The organism is Enterobacter sp. DC4 (assembly GCF_000568095.1).
GTDB classification, from domain to species: Bacteria; Pseudomonadota; Gammaproteobacteria; order Enterobacterales; family Enterobacteriaceae; genus Enterobacter; species Enterobacter pseudoroggenkampii.
In genome coordinates, this window is record NZ_AZUB01000002.1 from 238,761 (window position 1) to 257,936 (window position 19,176).

At 58.2% G+C, this 19,176-nt stretch carries 17 protein-coding genes; 16 read left to right on the plus strand and 1 reads right to left on the minus strand.

All coding sequences use genetic code 11. The annotated features are described in order from the left end of the window. Positions 1-275 precede the first annotated feature (275 nt). The 14 genes from P349_RS17095 to flhE all read left to right on the plus strand — a co-directional run bounded on the left by P349_RS17095 (position 276) and on the right by flhE (position 15,655). On the plus strand, positions 276-848 hold the full coding sequence (locus P349_RS17095; RefSeq protein ID WP_032647817.1) for a Csu type fimbrial protein: 573 nt from the start codon (positions 276-278) through the stop codon (positions 846-848). Positions 849-860: 12 nt separating this feature from the next. Beyond that, complete coding sequence (locus P349_RS17090) at positions 861-1,409, plus strand: Csu type fimbrial protein (RefSeq protein WP_032647815.1); 549 nt, start codon at positions 861-863, stop codon at positions 1,407-1,409. 16 nt (positions 1,410-1,425) lie between these two features. Continuing rightward, complete coding sequence (locus P349_RS17085; protein WP_032647813.1) at positions 1,426-2,184, plus strand: fimbrial biogenesis chaperone; 759 nt, start codon at positions 1,426-1,428, stop codon at positions 2,182-2,184. Then, positions 2,160-4,544, plus strand: coding sequence for a fimbria/pilus outer membrane usher protein (locus P349_RS17080; protein WP_032647811.1), 2,385 nt, complete (start codon positions 2,160-2,162; stop codon positions 4,542-4,544). The genes P349_RS17085 and P349_RS17080 overlap by 25 nt, the downstream gene beginning before the upstream one ends. Then, on the plus strand, positions 4,541-5,503 hold the full coding sequence (locus tag P349_RS17075) for a Csu type fimbrial protein (protein WP_032647810.1): 963 nt from the start codon (positions 4,541-4,543) through the stop codon (positions 5,501-5,503). The genes P349_RS17080 and P349_RS17075 overlap by 4 nt, the downstream gene beginning before the upstream one ends. A gap of 84 nt (positions 5,504-5,587) precedes the next feature. Next, a complete protein-coding gene (gene tar / locus P349_RS17070) occupies positions 5,588-7,255 on the plus strand; it encodes a methyl-accepting chemotaxis protein II (protein WP_032647808.1) in 1,668 nt (555 codons plus the stop codon). Between the two features lie 44 nt (positions 7,256-7,299). Then, positions 7,300-8,901 (plus strand): methyl-accepting chemotaxis protein IV, encoded by a 1,602-nt coding sequence (gene tap / locus P349_RS17065; RefSeq protein ID WP_032647806.1) that lies wholly within the window; start codon positions 7,300-7,302, stop codon positions 8,899-8,901. A gap of 19 nt (positions 8,902-8,920) precedes the next feature. Further along, a complete protein-coding gene (cheR, locus tag P349_RS17060) occupies positions 8,921-9,787 on the plus strand; it encodes a protein-glutamate O-methyltransferase CheR (RefSeq protein ID WP_023312253.1) in 867 nt (288 codons plus the stop codon). Beyond that, on the plus strand, positions 9,784-10,833 hold the full coding sequence (locus P349_RS17055) for a protein-glutamate methylesterase/protein-glutamine glutaminase (RefSeq protein ID WP_008500430.1): 1,050 nt from the start codon (positions 9,784-9,786) through the stop codon (positions 10,831-10,833). Before cheR ends, P349_RS17055 begins: the two co-directional genes overlap by 4 nt. Positions 10,834-10,850: 17 nt before the next feature. Continuing rightward, the gene (cheY, locus tag P349_RS17050) at positions 10,851-11,240 is read left to right on the plus strand and encodes a chemotaxis response regulator CheY (RefSeq protein ID WP_008500431.1); all 390 of its coding nucleotides are present in this window, start codon (positions 10,851-10,853) and stop codon (positions 11,238-11,240) included. A gap of 10 nt (positions 11,241-11,250) precedes the next feature. Then, entirely contained in the window at positions 11,251-11,895 is a 645-nt protein-coding gene (gene cheZ, locus P349_RS17045; protein ID WP_023312251.1) for a protein phosphatase CheZ, read from the plus strand. 148 nt (positions 11,896-12,043) lie between these two features. Beyond that, complete coding sequence (gene flhB, locus P349_RS17040; RefSeq protein ID WP_024909679.1) at positions 12,044-13,192, plus strand: flagellar biosynthesis protein FlhB; 1,149 nt, start codon at positions 12,044-12,046, stop codon at positions 13,190-13,192. Continuing rightward, on the plus strand, positions 13,185-15,263 hold the full coding sequence (flhA, locus tag P349_RS17035; RefSeq protein WP_024909680.1) for a flagellar biosynthesis protein FlhA: 2,079 nt from the start codon (positions 13,185-13,187) through the stop codon (positions 15,261-15,263). Before flhB ends, flhA begins: the two co-directional genes overlap by 8 nt. Further along, positions 15,263-15,655 carry a flagellar protein FlhE gene (gene flhE, locus P349_RS17030; protein WP_032647804.1) on the plus strand — a complete coding sequence of 131 codons (393 nt, stop codon included), beginning with the start codon at positions 15,263-15,265 and terminating at the stop codon, positions 15,653-15,655. Before flhA ends, flhE begins: the two co-directional genes overlap by 1 nt. A 57-nt stretch (positions 15,656-15,712) precedes the next feature. Here flhE and argS read toward each other — a convergent pair whose 3' ends face one another. Beyond that, the gene (argS, locus tag P349_RS17025) at positions 15,713-17,446 is read right to left on the minus strand and encodes an arginine--tRNA ligase (RefSeq protein ID WP_032647802.1); all 1,734 of its coding nucleotides are present in this window, start codon (positions 17,444-17,446) and stop codon (positions 15,713-15,715) included. A gap of 239 nt (positions 17,447-17,685) precedes the next feature. Between argS and P349_RS17020 the strand changes: the two genes are divergently transcribed. Together P349_RS17020 and cutC are read left to right on the plus strand one after the other, a co-directional pair. Further along, complete coding sequence (locus P349_RS17020; RefSeq protein ID WP_032647800.1) at positions 17,686-18,246, plus strand: VOC family protein; 561 nt, start codon at positions 17,686-17,688, stop codon at positions 18,244-18,246. 78 nt (positions 18,247-18,324) lie between these two features. Further along, complete coding sequence (gene cutC, locus P349_RS17015) at positions 18,325-19,068, plus strand: copper homeostasis protein CutC (RefSeq protein ID WP_032647799.1); 744 nt, start codon at positions 18,325-18,327, stop codon at positions 19,066-19,068. The last annotated feature ends 108 nt before the right edge of the window (positions 19,069-19,176 follow it).

The window sequence follows — 19,176 nt, forward strand, 5'->3', positions numbered from 1 at the left end:
TGACGATATATTGTGATCTGTATCACACTTTAATGGATATATTCTCTCCGGAAAAAATAAAATCGCGGATTAAATAAATTTAACTCTCTGTTAATAATAGGGAAATTAAGTCAATAAGACATATGACTTATGCGTTGAGGGGCGGGTGGTCGAAGCGATATCCGTAAACTAAATTCTCAATAACCCCCTCAAAGGAACCTTAAGCGGGGCTAACATCTTGAACGACAAAAATAAAATGTGGCAAGGGAACGGAGACGTCTTCTGGAGGGTGGTAAATGAAAAGAAAACTCCTTTTGATCTGCGCAGGCACCTTACTGACTGCGACTACGGCCCATCAGGCGCTGGCCGTCACCAGCAGTGGCACCATCGGCGCGACGCTGACGCTGACAAACGGCTGTCTGATAAACGGATCGCCCGCGCAAAGCGGCATTAATTTCGGTACGCTCGATTTCGGTACCCATCCGGCAACCTTTTCCACTCTTACGACGCAGCTGAGCGGCGCCAGCGGCGGAAACACCTTCACCATTCAATGTACGACCGCCAGCTATACGGTGGCGATCACCGGTAATACCCATTCTACGGCACCCGGAACCGTTGTCGGTTCGCCGGGGACGCCTGAACGCTATCTGGTTAATACGGCCAACGCGGCCCAGGGCGTGGCTTACAGCCTGTACAGCGACAGCGGGTTTAACACCGTGATTGCCAACAACGCCGCGTTGCCGATCGCCTCAACGGCCGGAGGGGTAGACAGTTACACCCTCTACGGACGTATTACCGGCGGTGGTAACAGCGTGACGGTCGTCCCGGGAACCTACACCGACACGATTAACGTCAGCGTAACCTATTAGTCCCGAATAGCCATGAAGGCAACTCTCACAGGTCTGCGTACATGCGCAGAGGGACACGTGCAGCCTTTTTTCGCGCTGCTCGTCGGATTGCTCATGATGCCCGCGGCGAATGCGGTGACATCACAGTCGTTTAAGGTCAGCGCGACGATTGTACCGGGATGCGCGGTAGCCACCGGTAGCGGAGGGCTTCTCGGTACGCTGGATTTTGGCACCCATAACGGCGTCGAGAGCGCGCCGGTCAGCACCAGCTTTGTGCCAAACGGGGCGTTGTCTATCGCCTGTACGCCGGGCGTGGCGCTGAGCATGAGCATTAACGGCGGGCAGAATTACGCCTCCGTCCGCCGGATGAAGAGGTCAGGCGGAACAGAACTGGTGCCGTACCGGCTCTACAGCAGCAGCTCGCTGGCCGCGAACAGCGAAATTGGCGTCAACCAGGCGATACCGGTGACCTATAGCAACAGCAATAACATCGCGCTGCCGCTTTTTGGCGTGGCGCTACTGACCGGATTTAGCCCGGCAGGAACCTATTCCGATCAGCTCACCGTGACCTTGTCATGGTAATAAAGGGAGAGTGTTGATGAAGCCAATTTTCAGACCTGTTTGTCTGGCGGGCGCGTTGGGCATGGCTGCGGCAATCGGCCAGGTACAGGCGGCGGCCACTATCCTGCTCTGGCCGATCGATCCGTGGCTTGCTGCGGACGCCAATGCCACGGAACTGTGGATCCAGAACCAGGGAAACAGCGCCACGACGATGCAGGTCCGCATCGTGCGCTGGAAGCAGGAGGACGGACACGAGCGTTATACCGCGCAGCAGGACGTGGTCGCCAGCCCGCCGATCGTCACGATTGGCACGGGCAGCAAGCAGCTTATTCGCCTCATCAAACAGACTTCAGTCCCCGCAGGCGTCGAACAGGCCTACCGCATTATTGTCGATGAAATCCCCCAGCCTGATGCCAAAGCCGAACCCTCCATTGGCCTCAAATTGCAGATGCGCTACTCCATTCCTCTGTTTGTGTATGGACAGGGGATACCGACGATAAAAGAGGGCGCGCACCACGCGCTGGTGGAGACCCGAAACCTGAGCTGGCGGGTGACGCAGGCGGGTGGACAGCCTGCGCTTGAGGTCCGAAATCGCGGGGATGTCCATGTCAGGCTAAGCCAGGTGGCGCTGGAGCAGGGAGGGCAGAAACGCACGGTTGCGGAGGGATTACTGGGTTACGTCCTTCCGGGCAGCACCCGCAGCTGGCCGGTACCCGCTGGCGTTCGTCAGCCAGAGCGGATGAGCGCGCAGATTAATGCCAGGGACGCACAATGGCAGTCGACGCCCGTCAACTGAAGCCGGCGATGATGATACTGCTCTGCGTCAGTTCCGCAACCTGGGCTGAGCCCGGTGACGACAGTTTACCGCCGCCGCCCCAGGCAAAGGCGATACATGATGAAGCGGTTTTCCAGCTTGCCCTCGTGGTCAACCACTACGACACCGGTCTGGTCGTGCCCGTGACGCAGCGTAAAGGCGCTTTCTTTATCTCCAGCGCCGATTTGCTGCGCGCGGGGCTGCCCCCGGCGCATGTTCCCACCGGAGAGGTGAATCTCTCCTCGCTTGCCCTGGTTCGGGTGGAGTACGACAGCGCCGCGCAGCGCCTGCTGCTGACCGTTCCCCGCGACTGGGTGACGGCCCGGGTGACGCCGTTCAGCGCGCAAGCGACGCAGGCCAAACCGCACTACGGGCGCGGGGCGCTGCTGAATTACGATCTCTACACCAACCGCACGGAACATATCGGCGGTCAGGCGTCGCTCTGGCATGAGTTCCGCTACTTCAACGAGAACGGCTCCTTTTCCTCCACCGGCTACGCGCGCGAAAATTTCAGCGGTAACGACGGCCAGCAGGAAGGGTATGTTCGCTATGACACGACCCTGCTGTTCACTAACGAAGATGACGCGATGAGCTGGAGCGTCGGGGACGTGATCAGCGATGCCCTGAGCTGGAGCTCCAGCGTGCGGATGGGGGGGATCAGCGTCGGGCGGGATTTCTCCCTGCGCCCCGATCTGGTGACGTGGCCGCTGCCCGAGTTCGCAGGGGAGGCCGCGGTACCCACCTCGGTCGATCTCTTTATCAATGGCTATCGTTCCGGCTCAACCCAGCTTCAGCCGGGTCCCTTCACCCTGACCAATCTGCCCTATATCAACGGCGCCGGGGATGCGGTGCTGGTCACGACGGATGCGCTGGGGCGCCAGGTGAGCACTACGCTACCGTTTTACGTCACCAGCGACCTGCTTAAGCAAGGGCTCAGCGACGGTGCCGTGACCCTGGGCAGCCTGAGGCGTAACTACGGCATCAAGAATTTTGACTACGGTTCCGCGGCGGGCAGCGGCTCGTATCGCTACGGTCTAACAGACTGGCTAACGCTGGAAGGCCACGCGGAAGGGGCGCAGGAGCTGGCGCTGGGTGGGGCGGGGACCGTGATAAAACTCGGCCAGTTTGGCGTGGTGAATACCTCATACTCGCAGAGCCGCATGCGCGATGATGCGGGCGGGCAAATCAACTGGGGTTACCAGTACAGCACCAGTGCGTTTAGCGTCGCCACCCAGCACACGCGTCGCGGTCGCGGCTTTGGCAATCTGGCCCTTTACGACCAGCCGACGGTGTATGATGAAAACGATAAACCCATCGCCAGCTTCAGCCGTAATACGGACCAGTATTCTCTGACCTTCAATCTGGGGCAGTACGGCAACATCGGTGCGGCCTGGATCGGCGTGGAGAGTTTCGACAGCCAAAAAACCGAGCTGCTCAATCTCTCCTGGAGCCGCAATCTGTGGGGGGCGAGCAGTATTTACCTGGCCGGCAGCCGGGATCAGCAGCGGGGAGACTGGACGGTCGCGCTGTCGCTGCAGGTGCCACTGGGTGCACGCGACAGCGCTGCCGTCACCGTTGAAAATACCCCGGATGCAGGCAGTACCCAGCGTATTAACTATAACCATTCCATGCCTTCTGACGGTGGGTTTAGCTGGAACATGGCCTGGGCCAACCAGTCAAGATCCAGTGATTATCAACAGGGGACGCTGGGCTGGCGCAATAACAATATAGAGCTGCAGGGCGGCGGTTATGGCGAAAGGGATACCATGACCTGGTGGGGCGAGGCGATGGGCGCAATTGTCCTGATGGACGGCGAACTGTTTGCAGCGAATAAAATCAACGATGCGTTTGTGGTCATCAGTACCGACGGTCATCCGGATGTGCCCGTCAGCTACGAGAACCAGCCCGTCGGTAAAACCAATAACAACGGCTATCTGCTGGTGAGTGGGGTGTCGGCGTATTACCCCGCAAGCTACCGGATTGATACCCTGAATCTGCCGGCGGATACCCGTCTGAAAGAGACCGAGCGACGGATCGCGATCCGCCGTCACAGCGGCTATCTGGTTGATTTTCCTATGGAGCAGGAGCGGGTGGCAAGCGTTATTCTGCATGATGCGCACGGGCAGGCGCTGCCGGTGGGAAGCCAGGTCCGACGGGTCTCGCGCAGCAATGCGGTGGTGGGGTATGACGGCATCGCCTGGCTGGAAAATCTTAGTGATGTGAACCCGCTGGAGGTGATAGCGCCTGACGGAAAACGCTGCACGGCTACCCTGACCGTGGGGGCCAATCCGGAACACAAGCTGAAAACCTACGGGCCGCTGATTTGTCGGGAGGCACCATGACGCGCCTGCTGCTGTTGATTCTGCTGCTGTTTTCCGGCGGCGGCTGGGCGGCGTGTACCGTCAGTACGGTCAATGCCTCATTTGGCAGCGTCACCTCCTTCGCGCTCAGCGGAACAGGCGAGGTGGAAACCACCGGCACGCTGGTGGTGTCCTGTGATGCCATACTGAATCTGCTGACCAACGACTCGGTGACGCTGACCTACACCGCGGCATCGGTTTCGGGCAGCAGCCGGGCCACCATGAAACGGACAGATGATGCGACCATCACGGACGTGATCCCCACCCGGCTGTGCGGACTCTCGGGCTGCGCGAGCAGCAGCGAGGTACAAATAAGTAAATCGTATACCTGGAGTGGGAATACCTTGCTGGGGCTGCTGGGGTCAAAGCAGTACAACATTCCGCTCTATTTTCGCACCGTCGCCGGACAAAACGTCACTGCCGGACCATATCAGGTGCAGTTAACCTTCAGCGTTAACTACAGCGTGTGCTCCGTGGGCGCGCTCGGCATTTGCACAATCAATCAGGCGGGCACCGCGACGACCACCATTCTACTGAACATGACTGTTACCAACGATTGCAGCGCCATGACCACGCCGGACGTGAACTTCAACAGCGCACCGCTGGTACAAAGTTTCCCTACCGTTTCGCAGGCGATTGCCGTCACCTGTACCAAAGGCAGTACGTATACCATCGGCATTAACAACGGGGCTAACGCGCTGAACAACGTGCGGCGTATGGTGAGCGGCAGCAACGCCATGAGCTATGACATCTATAAAGAAGCCACCAGTAACCGCTGGGGCGGCAGCGGCAGCGAGCGCTGGTCCAGCGCGGTATCGTCACAGGTCAGCACCGACGGCTTGCTGCGCACCTACAATTACACCGCGAAAGTCCTGACCAATCAGACCACGCCACCCGCCGGAACCTACACCGATACGCTGATTGTTGACGTGGCGTTTTAGCCCCGCGCTTTTCCCTTTCTCAAATGTAAAGTTCCTGTGGGTAGTGCCGATAACACCGTTAATAAATCTATGAGAAGGTGTTGTATGTTGAACCGTATCCGCGTTGTCACAATGCTTATGATGGTGCTGGTCATTTTCGCACTTCTTCAGCTTATCTCCGGCGGGCTTTTTTTCTCGTCATTAAAACAGAACCAGGACAGCTTCGCGGCCTCGAACGATCTCCGTCTGCAGCAAAGTGAACTCACGTCAACGTGGGATCTGATGCTGCAAACGCGTATCAACCTGAGCCGCTCGTCCGCGCGCATGATGATGGATCCCAACAATCAGCAGAGCAGCGCGAAAACCGATCTGTTGAAAAATGCCCGTGCCACCCTTGCTGACGCCGCTAAACACTACGACGCCTTCAAAAAGATCACCCCGCAGCCTGCGATGGAGCAGGTGAGCCAGAATATCGATGAAAAATACAGCGCCTACCATGCCGGTCTGACGGAACTGATTCAGTTCCTGGAGAGCGGCAATATGGACGCCTATTTCGCACAGCCTACGCAGGGGATGCAAAACGCACTCGGCGCCGCGCTGGGGGAATACGCGAAGGTCAGTGGCGATCTCTATCACTCGGCCTTTACCGCAAGCCAGAATGACTATCGTTTTGCGAAATGGCAGATGGCCGTGATGGCGCTGGCGCTGGTCATTGTGCTGGTCGCGGTCTGGTACGGTATTCGTCATATCCTGCTGAATCCTCTTGGCCGCGTCATTGCCCACATTCGTGAAATTGCCGGCGGCGATCTGACCAAAACGCTCACCGTTTCCGGGCGTAATGAGATCACCGAGCTGGCAAATAGCGTTGACCACATGCAGCGTTCGTTAATCGACACCGTCGCCAACGTGCGCAACGGGTCGGAGGCTATTTATACCGGCACCAGCGAAATTGCGATGGGGAATAACGATCTCTCATCTCGTACCGAGCAGCAGGCTTCCGCCCTGGAAGAGACGGCCGCCAGCATGGAGCAGCTTACCGCGACCGTGAAGCAGAACGCCGATAACGCCCGTCAGGCGTCTCAGCTGGCAGAAAGCGCCTCCGAGACGGCGCAGCGCGGCGGTCGCGTGGTGGATGGCGTGGTGAAAACCATGCACGAAATCGCCGACAGCTCGAAGAAAATCGCCGACATCATCAGCGTCATTGACGGTATTGCCTTCCAGACCAACATTCTGGCGCTGAACGCCGCCGTGGAAGCGGCGCGTGCGGGCGAACAGGGACGCGGGTTTGCCGTGGTGGCCGGGGAAGTGCGCAATCTGGCCAGCCGCAGCGCCAACGCGGCAAAAGAGATCAAGTCGCTGATCGAAGATTCCGTCTCCCGCGTGGATACCGGCTCCGTACTGGTGGAAAGCGCCGGGGAGACCATGAATGACATCGTGAATGCCGTCACCCGCGTGACGGACATCATGGGTGAAATCGCCTCTGCGTCTGATGAGCAGAGTCGTGGTATCGACCAGGTTGCCCTGGCGGTATCGGAAATGGATCGCGTGACACAGCAAAACGCCGCGCTGGTGCAGGAGTCCGCTGCGGCGGCCGCTGCGCTGGAAGACCAGGCGAGCCGTCTGAAGATGGCCGTCTCGGCGTTTCGTCTCGCTTCACTCGCTGGAAACACGGTCACCCCGCAGGCGACGTATCGCGCGCCAGCCGCTGAATCGGCTGCTAACCGTACGCGCACCGCGACGACCGGACAAGATGAAAACTGGGAAACATTTTGACTGACAATTAAACCGCGGCTGCTTGCCGCTTGATGGGAGCGTGGATGTTAAATCGTATTCGTATCTCGACCACACTGTTTTTGATTCTGATCCTTTGCGGTGTGTTGCAGGTTGGCAGTAACGGGTTGTCTTTTTGGGCGTTTCGCGATGGCTATCAGAATTTGCAGGAAGTTGAGGCGAGTAATCAGCAGCGCTCCGCACTGGCACAAACGCGTGCCGTGCTGTTGCAGGCAAGCACTGCGCTGAACAAGGCAGGAACCTTAACCGCGCTGAGTTATCCGCCGGATGACATTAAAGCGCTGATGGCGACCGCGCGCGACAGCCTGAAACAGGCTGACGCACAGTTTAAAGCTTTTACGGCGCAGGCCGCCGACAGCGAGAAAGAGAAAGCGCTGAAGGCCGCCATGAAGACGAACTTTGAACAGTGGTACAGCGATCTGGACCATCAGGCGACGTGGCTTGAGAACAACCAGCTGTCGGACTTTATGACCGCGCCGGTTCAGGCCTCGCAGGCGGCGTTTGATGGCAGCTTTAACGCGTGGCAGCAGGATATTAACCAGTCTGTTCAGCGTGCCGGTGAACAGAGCCGTCAAAGCTATCACATGTCGGGCGTCATCTTTGCCGTGGTGGTGATTCTGGCAGGGCTGCTGACCGGCGCCGCACTGCTCTGGTCGCGCAGAATGATTGTCCAGCCGCTGGCGATTATCAGCAGCCACTTCGACAGTATTGCGAAAGGCGATCTGGCGCGTCCGGTAGCGGTGTTCGGCAGGAACGAAATTTCGGCGATCTTTGCCAGCCTGAAGGCGATGCAGGGATCGCTGCGGGAAACGGTGAGCGACGTGCGGCAGGGCAGTTATGCCATGCACACCGGGATCTCAGAGATTGCGGCGGGCAATAACGATCTCTCGTCCCGCACCGAGCAGCAGGCGGCTTCGCTGGCGCAGACGGCGGCCAGCATGGAGCAACTGACCGCGACGGTAAGCCAGAACGCCGATAACGCGCGTCAGGCGTCTGACCTGTCAAAACAGGCGGCGATGACGGCGAAGAAAGGCGGAGACCAGGCGTCCCATGTCGCCAGCACCATGCAGGAGATTGCCACCAGTTCGCAGAAAATTGGTGACATCATCAGCGTGATTGACGGTATCGCGTTCCAGACCAACATTCTGGCGCTGAATGCCGCCGTTGAAGCGGCGCGCGCCGGGGAGCAGGGGCGAGGATTTGCGGTGGTGGCAGGGGAAGTGCGTAACCTGGCGAGCCGCAGCGCCAACGCGGCGAAAGAGATTAAGGTGCTGATCGAAGAGTCGGTCTCGCGCGTTCAGCATGGCTCAACGCTTGTGGATACTGCGGCGAAAACCATGCACGAGATCGTCACCTCCGTCACGCGGGTGAACGACATTATGGGCGAAATTGCCTCGGCGTCGGACGAACAGCGTCGCGGCATTGAGCAGGTTGCACAGGCCGTCAGCCAGATGGATCAGGTGACGCAACAGAACGCCTCGTTAGTTGAGGAAGCGGCAGCGGCAACCGATCAGCTGGCCAGCCAGGCAGATCGTCTGACCGGGCTGGTCGCGGTGTTTAATGTGAAAGAGCACGTTGAAGCAGTAACAGAAGTCGGGCGGTCGCAGGCCGTGCCAGTTGTATCCTGAATGTAATTAAGAAGGCGCTATGACATCACCAATGCCCCCTGGGCAAACGTCATTATTGTTGCAGATGACACAGCGCCTCGCGCTGTCCGACGCGCATTTTCGTCGGATATGTCAGTTAATCTACCAGCGTGCGGGGATCGTGCTTGCGGATCATAAGCGCGACATGGTCTACAACCGTCTGGTGCGGCGCTTGCGCACGCTGGGGCTGGATGATTTTGGCCGCTATCTGAGCATGCTCGAGGCGAACCAGAACAGCGCAGAGTGGCAGGCTTTTATTAACTCGTTAACCACCAACCTGACGGCGTTTTTCCGTGAAGCCCACCACTTCCCGGTCCTGGCCGAGCACGCACGCCGTCGCACCGGGGAGTATCGCGTATGGAGTGCGGCCGCCTCGACGGGCGAAGAGCCGTATTCGCTGGCGATCACCCTGGCTGACACCCTGGGCATGACGCCCGGACGCTGGAAAGTCTACGCCAGCGATATCGATACCGAGGTACTGGAGAAGGCGCGTAACGGCGTTTATCGCCAGGATGAACTGAAAACGCTGTCACCGCAGCAGCTGCAGCGTTATTTCATGCGCGGTACGGGCCCGCATGAAGGCCTGGTACGCGTACGCCAGGAGCTGGCGAACTGCGTTGAATTCGCGCCCGTAAACCTGCTGGATAAGCAGTACAACGTGCCGGGGCCGTTCGACGCTATCTTTTGCCGTAACGTCATGATCTATTTTGATAAAACGACGCAACAGGACATTCTGCGTCGGTTTGTTCCGTTGCTCAAGCCTGACGGTTTACTGTTTGCAGGGCACTCGGAAAACTTCAGCAACCTCGCGCGTGAGTTTAGCCTGCGTGGGCAAACGGTATATGCGCTGAGTAAGGAAAAAGCATGAGTAAAATCAGGGTGTTGTCTGTCGATGATTCAGCGCTGATGCGCCAGATCATGACTGAAATTATCAATAGCCACAGCGACATGGAGATGGTGGCAACCGCGCCCGATCCGCTGGTAGCGCGGGATTTAATTAAAAAATATAACCCCGACGTGCTAACGCTGGATGTCGAGATGCCGCGCATGGATGGCATAGATTTCCTCGAAAAATTAATGCGGCTTCGGCCCATGCCGGTGGTGATGGTCTCCTCCCTGACCGGAAAAGGCTCGGAAATCACCCTGCGCGCGCTGGAGCTGGGGGCGGTGGATTTTGTCACCAAACCGCAGCTCGGCATTCGCGAAGGGATGCTGGCCTACAGCGAAATGATCGCCGAGAAGATCCGCACCGCGTCTCGTGCGAAGCTTGCCGCCCACACGCCGATGGCCGCGCCTGCGACCCTGAAGGCCGGTCCCTTACTCAGCTCGGAAAAACTGCTGGTGATTGGCGCGTCAACCGGAGGAACAGAGGCAATTCGTCATGTACTCCAGCCATTGCCGCTTTCAAGTCCGGGTATTCTGATCACTCAGCATATGCCGCCAGGCTTTACCCGTTCGTTCGCCGAACGCCTGAACAAGCTGTGCCAGATCAGCGTGAAAGAGGCGGAAGACGGCGAGCGCGTGCTCCCGGGACATGCCTACATCGCCCCGGGCGACAAGCATATGGAGCTGGCGCGCAGCGGCGCTAACTATCAAATCAAAATTCATGACGGACCGCCGGTCAACCGGCACCGTCCGTCGGTGGATGTGCTGTTTCATTCGGTGGCGAAACATGCGGGGCGCAACGCCGTCGGGGTGATCCTGACGGGGATGGGCAACGATGGTGCCGCCGGAATGCTTGCAATGCACCAGGCTGGCGCCTGGACGATTGCGCAGAATGAAGCAAGTTGTGTGGTGTTCGGCATGCCGCGCGAGGCCATCAATATGGGTGGCGTGAGCGAAGTGGTCGATCTTAGCCAGGTAAGCCAGCAGATGCTGGCGAAAATCAGTGCCGGACAGGCAATACGTATTTGACTCAGGAGTATTATTTTATGGCGGATAAAGAGCTTAAGTTTTTGGTTGTGGATGACTTTTCCACCATGCGTCGCATCGTGCGCAACCTGCTGAAAGAGCTGGGCTTCAACAACGTTGAAGAAGCAGAAGACGGCGTTGATGCGCTGAACAAGCTGCAGGCTGGCGGGTTTGGTTTTGTTATCTCCGACTGGAACATGCCTAACATGGACGGTCTGGAACTGCTGAAAACCATTCGTGCCGATGCGGGAATGGCGTCTATGCCGGTTCTGATGGTCACTGCAGAAGCGAAAAAAGAGAACATCATTGCCGCTGCACAGGCGGGCGCAAGCGGCTATGTGGTGAAGCCATTCACCGCGGCAACCCTGGAAGAGAAGCTCGGTAAGATCTTCGAGAAACTCGGCATGTGAGGTGATGGAAATGTTGCAACCTGCTATGAAACCCGTTGAAGAACACTCGCCGAGCGATATCATCGTCCGCATCGGCAGCCTGACGCGCATGCTGCGTGACAGCCTGCGCGAGCTGGGTCTGGATCAGGCGATTGCCGAAGCCGCGGAAGCCATTCCTGATGCCCGCGATCGTCTGGACTATGTTGTGCAGATGACCGCTCAGGCCGCGGAACGTGCGCTGAACAGCGTTGAAGCGTCACAGCCGCACCAGGATGCGATGGAAAAGGGGGCGAAAGCGCTGAGCAAACGCTGGGACGAGTGGTTTGAGAACCCTATCGAGCTGGCGGATGCCCGTGAGCTGGTGACGGATACCCGTCAGTACCTGGGTGATGTGCCGGGTCACACCAGCTTCACCAACGCCCAGCTGCTGGACATCATGATGGCGCAGGATTTCCAGGACCTGACCGGTCAGGTGATCAAGCGCATGATGGATGTTATCCAGGAGATTGAACGTCAGCTGCTGATGGTTCTGCTGGAGAACATTCCGGAGCCGGCAGCCCGTCCAAAACGCGAGAATGAAAGCCTGCTCAATGGTCCTCAGCTCGACGCCAGCAAAGCGGGCGTTGTGGCAAGCCAGGATCAGGTCGACGACCTGCTGGACAGCCTCGGCTTCTGATGGTCCGTTCCGCCTCAGGAGGTGAACGCCACCTGAGGCGGTATGCGACAAAATCACCGAAAAGAGCCCGAATAAACGGGCTTTTCCCGCCATTGGATTTCCGCTGCGCTGGCATGATACCCGTGACGTAACGGGCTGAGCATGCACTGTGGCAGAAGAGAACGACGACAAAACGGAAGCCCCCACACCCCACCGACTAGAAAAGGCGCGTGAGGAAGGGCAGATCCCCCGATCCCGAGAATTGACCTCCCTGCTGATCCTTATCGTAGGGGTGTGCATTATCTGGTGGGGCGGGGAGTCGCTCGCCCGCAAACTGGCGGGAATGTTGTCCACCGGCTTACGCTTTGACCACAGCATGGTCAACGATCCGAATCTGATCCTCAGCCAGATTATTCAGCTTATTAAAGGGGCCATGGTTGCGCTGCTGCCCCTGATTACCGGGGTTGTGCTGGTCGCGCTGGTCTCTCCGGTGATGCTCGGCGGTCTGGTTTTTAGTGCCAAATCGCTGCAACCGAAATTTTCCAAACTGAACCCGCTGCCGGGCATTGCGAAAATGTTCTCTGCGCAGACCGGGGCTGAGCTGCTCAAAGCCGTTCTCAAATCGGTGCTGATGGGCAGTTCCGCAGGGTTTTACCTCTGGTACCACTGGCCGGAAATGATGCGTCTTATCAGCGAATCACCGCTCACCGCGATGAGCAACGCGCTGAATCTGGTCGGGCTCTGCGCGCTGCTGGTGGTGCTCAGCATTATCCCGATGGTGGGTTTTGACGTGATCTTCCAGCTTTATACCCACTTCAAAAAACTACGCATGTCACGGCAGGATATTCGTGACGAATATAAGCAGATGGAGGGTGACCCGCACGTGAAAGGGCGCATCCGCCAGATGCAGCGTGCCGCCGCCCGTCGCCGCATGATGGAAGATGTGCCGAAGGCCGACGTCATTGTTACTAACCCGACGCACTATTCCGTTGCGCTGCGCTATGACGAAAACAAAATGAGCGCGCCGAAAGTGGTGGCGAAAGGGGCGGGGCTGATCGCTCTGCGTATCCGGGAAATTGGCACCGAACACCGCGTGCCGATCCTGGAAGCCCCTCCGCTGGCGCGTGCCCTGTACCGCCATGCGGATATTGGACAACAGATCCCGGGACAACTCTACGCCGCCGTGGCGGAAGTGCTGGCCTGGGTATGGCAGTTGAAGCGCTGGCGTCTGGCCGGCGGTCAACGGCCTGTGAAACCTGAGAACCTTCCGGTGCCTGCCGCGCTGGATTTTATGAACGAGAAGGACACTGATGGCTAATCTGGTGGCAATGTTGCGCCTGCCCGGCAACCTGAAATCGACCCAATGGCAGATCCTTGCCGGGCCGATTCTGATCCTGCTAATTCTGTCGATGATGGTACTGCCGCTCCCGGCGTTCATCCTCGACTTGCTTTTCACTTTCAATATCGCGCTGTCCATTATGGTGCTGCTGGTGGCGATGTTCACCCAGCGTACCCTGGAATTCGCCGCGTTCCCGACCATTCTGCTGTTTACCACCCTGCTGCGACTGGCGCTGAACGTGGCGTCCACGCGTATCATCCTGATGGAAGGTCACACCGGGGCGGCAGCGGCGGGTAAAGTGGTGGAAGCGTTCGGCCACTTCCTGGTGGGCGGCAATTTCGCTATCGGTATCGTGGTGTTCGTTATCCTCGTTATCATCAACTTTATGGTTATCACCAAAGGTGCAGGGCGTATCGCGGAAGTGGGCGCGCGTTTTGTGTTGGACGGGATGCCGGGCAAGCAGATGGCGATCGACGCCGACCTGAATGCCGGTCTTATCGCCGAAGATGAAGCCAAAAAACGCCGTTCGGAAGTGACGCAGGAAGCGGACTTCTACGGCTCCATGGACGGGGCGAGTAAGTTTGTGCGCGGTGACGCCATCGCAGGCATTCTGATCATGGTGATTAACGTGGTCGGCGGCCTGCTGGTGGGGGTACTACAGCACGGGATGGACATGGGCCACGCGGCGGAAAGCTATACGCTGCTGACCATTGGTGACGGTCTGGTTGCGCAGATCCCGGCGCTGGTTATCTCCACGGCGGCGGGTGTTATCGTGACCCGCGTGAGCACCGATCAGGACGTTGGCGAGCAGATGGTGGGCCAGCTGTTCAGTAACCCGCGCGTCATGCTGCTTGCCGCGGCGGTTCTCGGGTTGCTCGGTCTGGTGCCGGGGATGCCAAACCTCGTCTTCCTGCTGTTTACGGCAGGTCTGCTGGGGCTAGCCTGGTGGATGCGCGGCCGTGAAACCAAACCGGCTGCAGAACCTGTTCCGGTAAAAATGCCGGAGAATACCCAGGCCGTCGAAGCGACATGGAACGACGTTCAGCTGGAAGATTCCCTGGGAATGGAGGTCGGGTATCGCCTGATCCCGATGGTCGATTTCCAGCAGGACGGCGAGCTGCTTGGCCGTATCCGCAGCATCCGTAAAAAATTCGCGCAGGATATGGGCTTCCTGCCGCCGGTTGTTCACATCCGCGACAATATGGACCTGCCGCCCGCGCGCTATCGCATTCTGATGAAAGGCGTTGAAATTGGCAGCGGTGATGCCTATCCGGGCCGCTGGCTGGCGATTAACCCCGGCACCGCCGCAGGCACGCTGCCGGGCGAGCAAACCATCGACCCGGCCTTTGGTCTGGCCGCTATCTGGATTGAAAGTGCCCTGAAAGAGCAGGCGCAGATCCAGGGGTATACGGTTGTTGAAGCCAGTACCGTGGTGGCGACCCACCTTAATCACCTGATTGGGCAATTCTCGGCAGAGCTGTTTGGCCGTCAGGAAGCGCAGCAGCTGCTGGACCGCGTCACGCAGGAGATGCCGAAGCTGACGGAAGATCTGGTCCCGGGCGTGGTGACGCTGACCACGCTGCACAAGGTGCTGCAAAACCTGCTCGAAGAAAAGGTACCGATCCGCGATATGCGCACTATTCTGGAAACGCTGGCAGAGCATGCGCCAATCCAGAGCGATCCGCACGAGCTGACGGCGGTGGTGCGCGTGGCGCTGGGGCGTGCAATCACCCAGCAGTGGTTCCCGGGAACTGGAGAAGTGCAGGTTATTGGCCTCGATACGCCGCTTGAACGCCTGCTGCTTCAGGCCCTGCAGGGCGGGGGCGGGCTGGAGCCGGGCCTGGCGGACCGTCTGCTGGCGCAAACCCAGGAGGCGCTGGCGCGTCAGGAGATGCTGGGCGCGCCGCCGGTGCTGCTGGTGAACCATGCGCTGCGTCCGCTGCTGTCGCGCTTCCTGCGTCGCAGCCTGAATCAGCTGGTCGTACTCTCGAATCTGGAGCTGTCGGACAACCGTCATATCCGCATGACCGCGACGATTGGAGGAAAATAATGCGTAAATGGCTTTGGATTTTGCTCTTCCCGCTGATGGCACAGGCTGGCGGGGAGGGGACCTGGCAGGCAAGCAGCATGGGGGTGACCCTCAGCAACCGGGGCGTCGCCATGTCCTCTAACCCGCTTTCGCCTTCTGAAGGCGTTTCCGGTCAGATGGGCCTTGTGGTCTGGAACTACCGGCTGATTGGCCCTACGCCAGCCGGACTGCGGGTACGTCTCTGTTCTCAGACGCGCTGCACGGAAATCGACGGCGAAAATGGTACGACGCAGGCGTTCAACGGCGTACCGGCCATTGAGCCTTTGCGTTTCATCTGGGAAGTGCCGGGCGGGGGACGTTTGATCCCGGCGCTGAAGGTGCAGAGTAATTCTGTCATCGTGAACTACCGCTGACGGTTGCGTGAGCAGGACTGCAAAAAACAAAACCCGGCGCTTGCCGGGTTTTTTGTATTACATACGTTCTACGGTTTCGATACCCAGGGTATCAAGACCCAGCTTCAGGGTCTTCGCCGTGAGCTGCGCCAGCTTCAGGCGGCTGTTGCGGACCGATTCGTTTTCTGCAGACAGAATAGGGCAGTGCTCGTAGAAGCCGGAGAACAGACCCGCCAGATCGTACAGGTAAGCACACATCACGTGCGGCGTGCCGTCACGCGCGACCACCGTCAGCGTCTCTTCGAACTGCAGCAGACGTGCCGCCAGCTGCGCTTCACGATCCTCCGTGATGGTCACGGCAGCATTTGCCAGCACGCTTTCGTCGATATTAGCTTTACGGAATACCGACAGCACGCGGGTGTAAGCGTACTGCATGTATGGCGCCGTGTTGCCTTCAAACGCCAGCATGTTATCCCAGTCGAAGATATAGTCGGTGGTACGGTTCTTGGAAAGATCCGCGTATTTCACCGCACCGATACCCACGGCGTTGGCCAGTTTTTCCAGTTCGTCAGCAGGCATGTCCGGATTCTTCTCGGCCACCAGACGGCGGGCGCGTTCCAGCGCTTCGTCCAGCAGGTCGGACAGCTTCACGGTACCGCCCGCACGGGTTTTGAACGGCTTGCCGTCTTTACCCAGCATCATGCCGAACATGTGGTGTTCCAGCGGAACGCAATCCGGCACGTAACCGGCTTTACGCACGATGGTCCACGCCTGCATCAGGTGCTGGTGCTGACGGGAGTCGATGTAGTACAGCACGCGGTCGGCATGCAGCGTTTCGTAACGGTATTTTGCGCAGGCGATGTCGGTAGTGGTGTAGAGATAGCCGCCATCCTTTTTCTGGATGATCACGCCCATCGGTTCACCTTCCTTGTTTTTATACTCATCAAGGAACACAACCGTTGCGCCTTCGCTCTCAACCGCCAGATTTTTCGCTTTCAGGTCCGCCACAATGCCGGGCAGCATTGGGTTATACAGGCTTTCACCCATCACGTCGTCACGGGTCAGGGTGACGTTCAGGCGATTATAGGTAAGCTGGTTCTGAGACATGGTGATGTCAACCAGCTTGCGCCACATCTCGAGGAAGTATTGATCGCCACCCTGCAGTTTTACCACGTAGCTGCGCGCGCGCTCGGCAAAGACTTCGTCTTCGTCGTAGTGTTTTTTGGCTTCGCGATAGAACCCTTCCAGGTCCGCCAGCGCCATTTCACCCGCGTTTTCCTGCTGCTGTTTTTCCAGGTAAGCAATCAGCATGCCGAACTGGGTACCCCAGTCGCCCACGTGGTTCGCGCGGATCACCTTGTGACCGAGGAACTCGAGCGTGCGCACTGCGGCATCACCGATGATGGTGGAGCGCAGGTGGCCAACGTGCATCTCTTTCGCCACGTTCGGCGCAGAATAGTCGATCACGACGGTCTGCGCTTCCGGCTGGGACACACCCAGACGATCGGATTTCAGCGCCGCGTCAACGTTGCGGGCCAGGAACGCAGGTTCCAGGAAGATATTGATAAAGCCCGGGCCAGCAATTTCGGTTTTGCTGGCAATGCCGGTGAGATCCAGATGCGTCAGTACCTGCTCAGCGAGCTGTCGCGGCGGCATGCCCAGTTTTTTAGCCACTGCCATCACGCCATTAGCCTGATAGTCGCCAAACTGTACTTTTGCTGACTGACGAACCTGCGGTTCGCAATCCGCAGGCGCACCTGCGGCAATCAGTGCCTGACTGACTTTTTCGGAGAGAAGAGCCTGAATATTCACCTGGATACCTTACGTTTTTGATGCGGGCTTACAACCGCCCGCGCCAGTTAAAGAATTTAGGGCGGGAGTATACTGCAAATGCCTTCTGTCGTCAGCATCGCGGGGCCTGAAGATTGCTCAGAATCCAGGCAGTGAAGGTGTGCATAAACATGCAGTCATAAAAAGCCGGATTATGCGGTTGGTCAAAACAGGGCAACAGAGTAAATTAGCGGCTTTGCGACACGAAAAGAGAGTGAATTATGGCGAACTGGCAATCCATTGACGAACTGCATGATATTTCCGCAGATTTACCGCGCTTCACCCAGGCGTTCACAGAACTTGCCACCCGTCTGGGTCTGGATATCGCACCGCTTGAGGCCGATCACATCTCTTTGCGCTGTCATCAGAATGCCACCGCAGAGCGCTGGCGTCGCGGTTTCGAACAGTGCGGCGTGTTGCTCTCCGAGAACATCATCAATGGTCGCCCCATTTGCCTGTTTAAACTGCATGAACCGGTGAACGTGGCCCACTGGCACTTCACCGTGGTTGAGCTGCCGTGGCCAGGCGAGAAGCGCTATCCGCACGAAGGCTGGGAGCATATCGAAATTGTCCTGCCGGGTGAGCCGGAGACGTTGAACGCGCGCGCGCTGGCCCTGCTTTCTGACGACGGCTTAAGCAAGCCAGGAATTTTTGTGAAGACCAGTTCTCCCAAAGGCGAGCGCGAGCGGTTACCTAACCCGACGCTGGCCGTCACGGACGGACAGGTCACGGTGAAATTTCATCCGTGGACCATTGAGCAGATCGTTGCCAGCGAAGCGTAAGAGATGTGAGTTCACGCCGCGACTGAAAACGGACGGCGTGGCATGATGATTCGTTTAGTGGGATTTCAGGAGGATTAAATGGCGCTGCTGGAGATTTGTTGTTACAGCGTGGAGTGTGCTGTGACCGCACAAAAACACGGGGCTGACCGCATTGAACTGTGCGCGGCACCCAAAGAGGGCGGGCTGACGCCGTCCTTCGGCGTGTTGAAGTCTGCCCGTCAGGCCGTCACCATTCCCGTTCACCCGATTATTCGCCCGCGCGGCGGTGATTTTTGTTACACGGCGGGCGAGTTCAGTGCCATGCTTGAAGACATCGCCCTCGTGCGCGACCTGGGGTTCCCCGGGCTGGTCACCGGTCTGCTGGATGAAGACGGCAATATCGATCTCCCGCGCATGCGTCAGGTGATGAGCGCCGCGCAGGGGCTGGCCGTCACTTTTCATCGTGCATTTGATATGTGTAAAGATCCGCTTCAGGCCTTTGAAACGCTTGGAGAACTTGGTGTGGCGCGCATTCTGACATCGGGTCAACAGGCGTCAGCTGAAAAAGGACTGCAATTAATTACGGAACTAAAAGCACATTCCGGTGTTCCAATAATAATGGCGGGTGCGGGAGTCCGCGCCAGCAATCTGGAACGGTTTTTAAACGCTGGGGTAGAAGAGCTGCACAGCTCCGCGGGTAAATGGATACCTTCGCCCATGCGTTATCGCAATACAGGGTTGTCAATGTCGACGGATGCTGAAGCAGATGAGTATTCACGCTACGGCGTAGAGGGAGAGTCGGTTGCGGAAATGAAGTCGCTGATTGAGCGCCATCACGTGTAGCAACGTACCGATTTTTACCGCGCATCATGTCGCCCAATATGATGCTTGCTTGTACCAGGCCCCTGCAATTTCAACAGGGGCCTTTTTTTCTCCTTCATATTTCAAGCC

Coding starts and splice junctions, on each gene's coding strand:
- P349_RS17090 (WP_032647815.1), top strand. CDS start 861: ATGAAGGCAACTCTCACAGGTCTGCGTACATGCGCAGAGGGACACGTG.
- P349_RS17080 (WP_032647811.1), top strand. CDS start 2,160: ATGGCAGTCGACGCCCGTCAACTGAAGCCGGCGATGATGATACTGCTC.
- P349_RS17020 (WP_032647800.1), top strand. CDS start 17,686: ATGGCGAACTGGCAATCCATTGACGAACTGCATGATATTTCCGCAGAT.
- P349_RS17095 (WP_032647817.1), top strand. CDS start 276: ATGAAAAGAAAACTCCTTTTGATCTGCGCAGGCACCTTACTGACTGCG.
- cheR (WP_023312253.1), top strand. CDS start 8,921: ATGACATCACCAATGCCCCCTGGGCAAACGTCATTATTGTTGCAGATG.
- cutC (WP_032647799.1), top strand. CDS start 18,325: ATGGCGCTGCTGGAGATTTGTTGTTACAGCGTGGAGTGTGCTGTGACC.
- cheZ (WP_023312251.1), top strand. CDS start 11,251: ATGTTGCAACCTGCTATGAAACCCGTTGAAGAACACTCGCCGAGCGAT.
- flhA (WP_024909680.1), top strand. CDS start 13,185: ATGGCTAATCTGGTGGCAATGTTGCGCCTGCCCGGCAACCTGAAATCG.
- tap (WP_032647806.1), top strand. CDS start 7,300: ATGTTAAATCGTATTCGTATCTCGACCACACTGTTTTTGATTCTGATC.
- P349_RS17085 (WP_032647813.1), top strand. CDS start 1,426: ATGAAGCCAATTTTCAGACCTGTTTGTCTGGCGGGCGCGTTGGGCATG.
- P349_RS17055 (WP_008500430.1), top strand. CDS start 9,784: ATGAGTAAAATCAGGGTGTTGTCTGTCGATGATTCAGCGCTGATGCGC.
- tar (WP_032647808.1), top strand. CDS start 5,588: ATGTTGAACCGTATCCGCGTTGTCACAATGCTTATGATGGTGCTGGTC.
- P349_RS17075 (WP_032647810.1), top strand. CDS start 4,541: ATGACGCGCCTGCTGCTGTTGATTCTGCTGCTGTTTTCCGGCGGCGGC.
- cheY (WP_008500431.1), top strand. CDS start 10,851: ATGGCGGATAAAGAGCTTAAGTTTTTGGTTGTGGATGACTTTTCCACC.
- flhE (WP_032647804.1), top strand. CDS start 15,263: ATGCGTAAATGGCTTTGGATTTTGCTCTTCCCGCTGATGGCACAGGCT.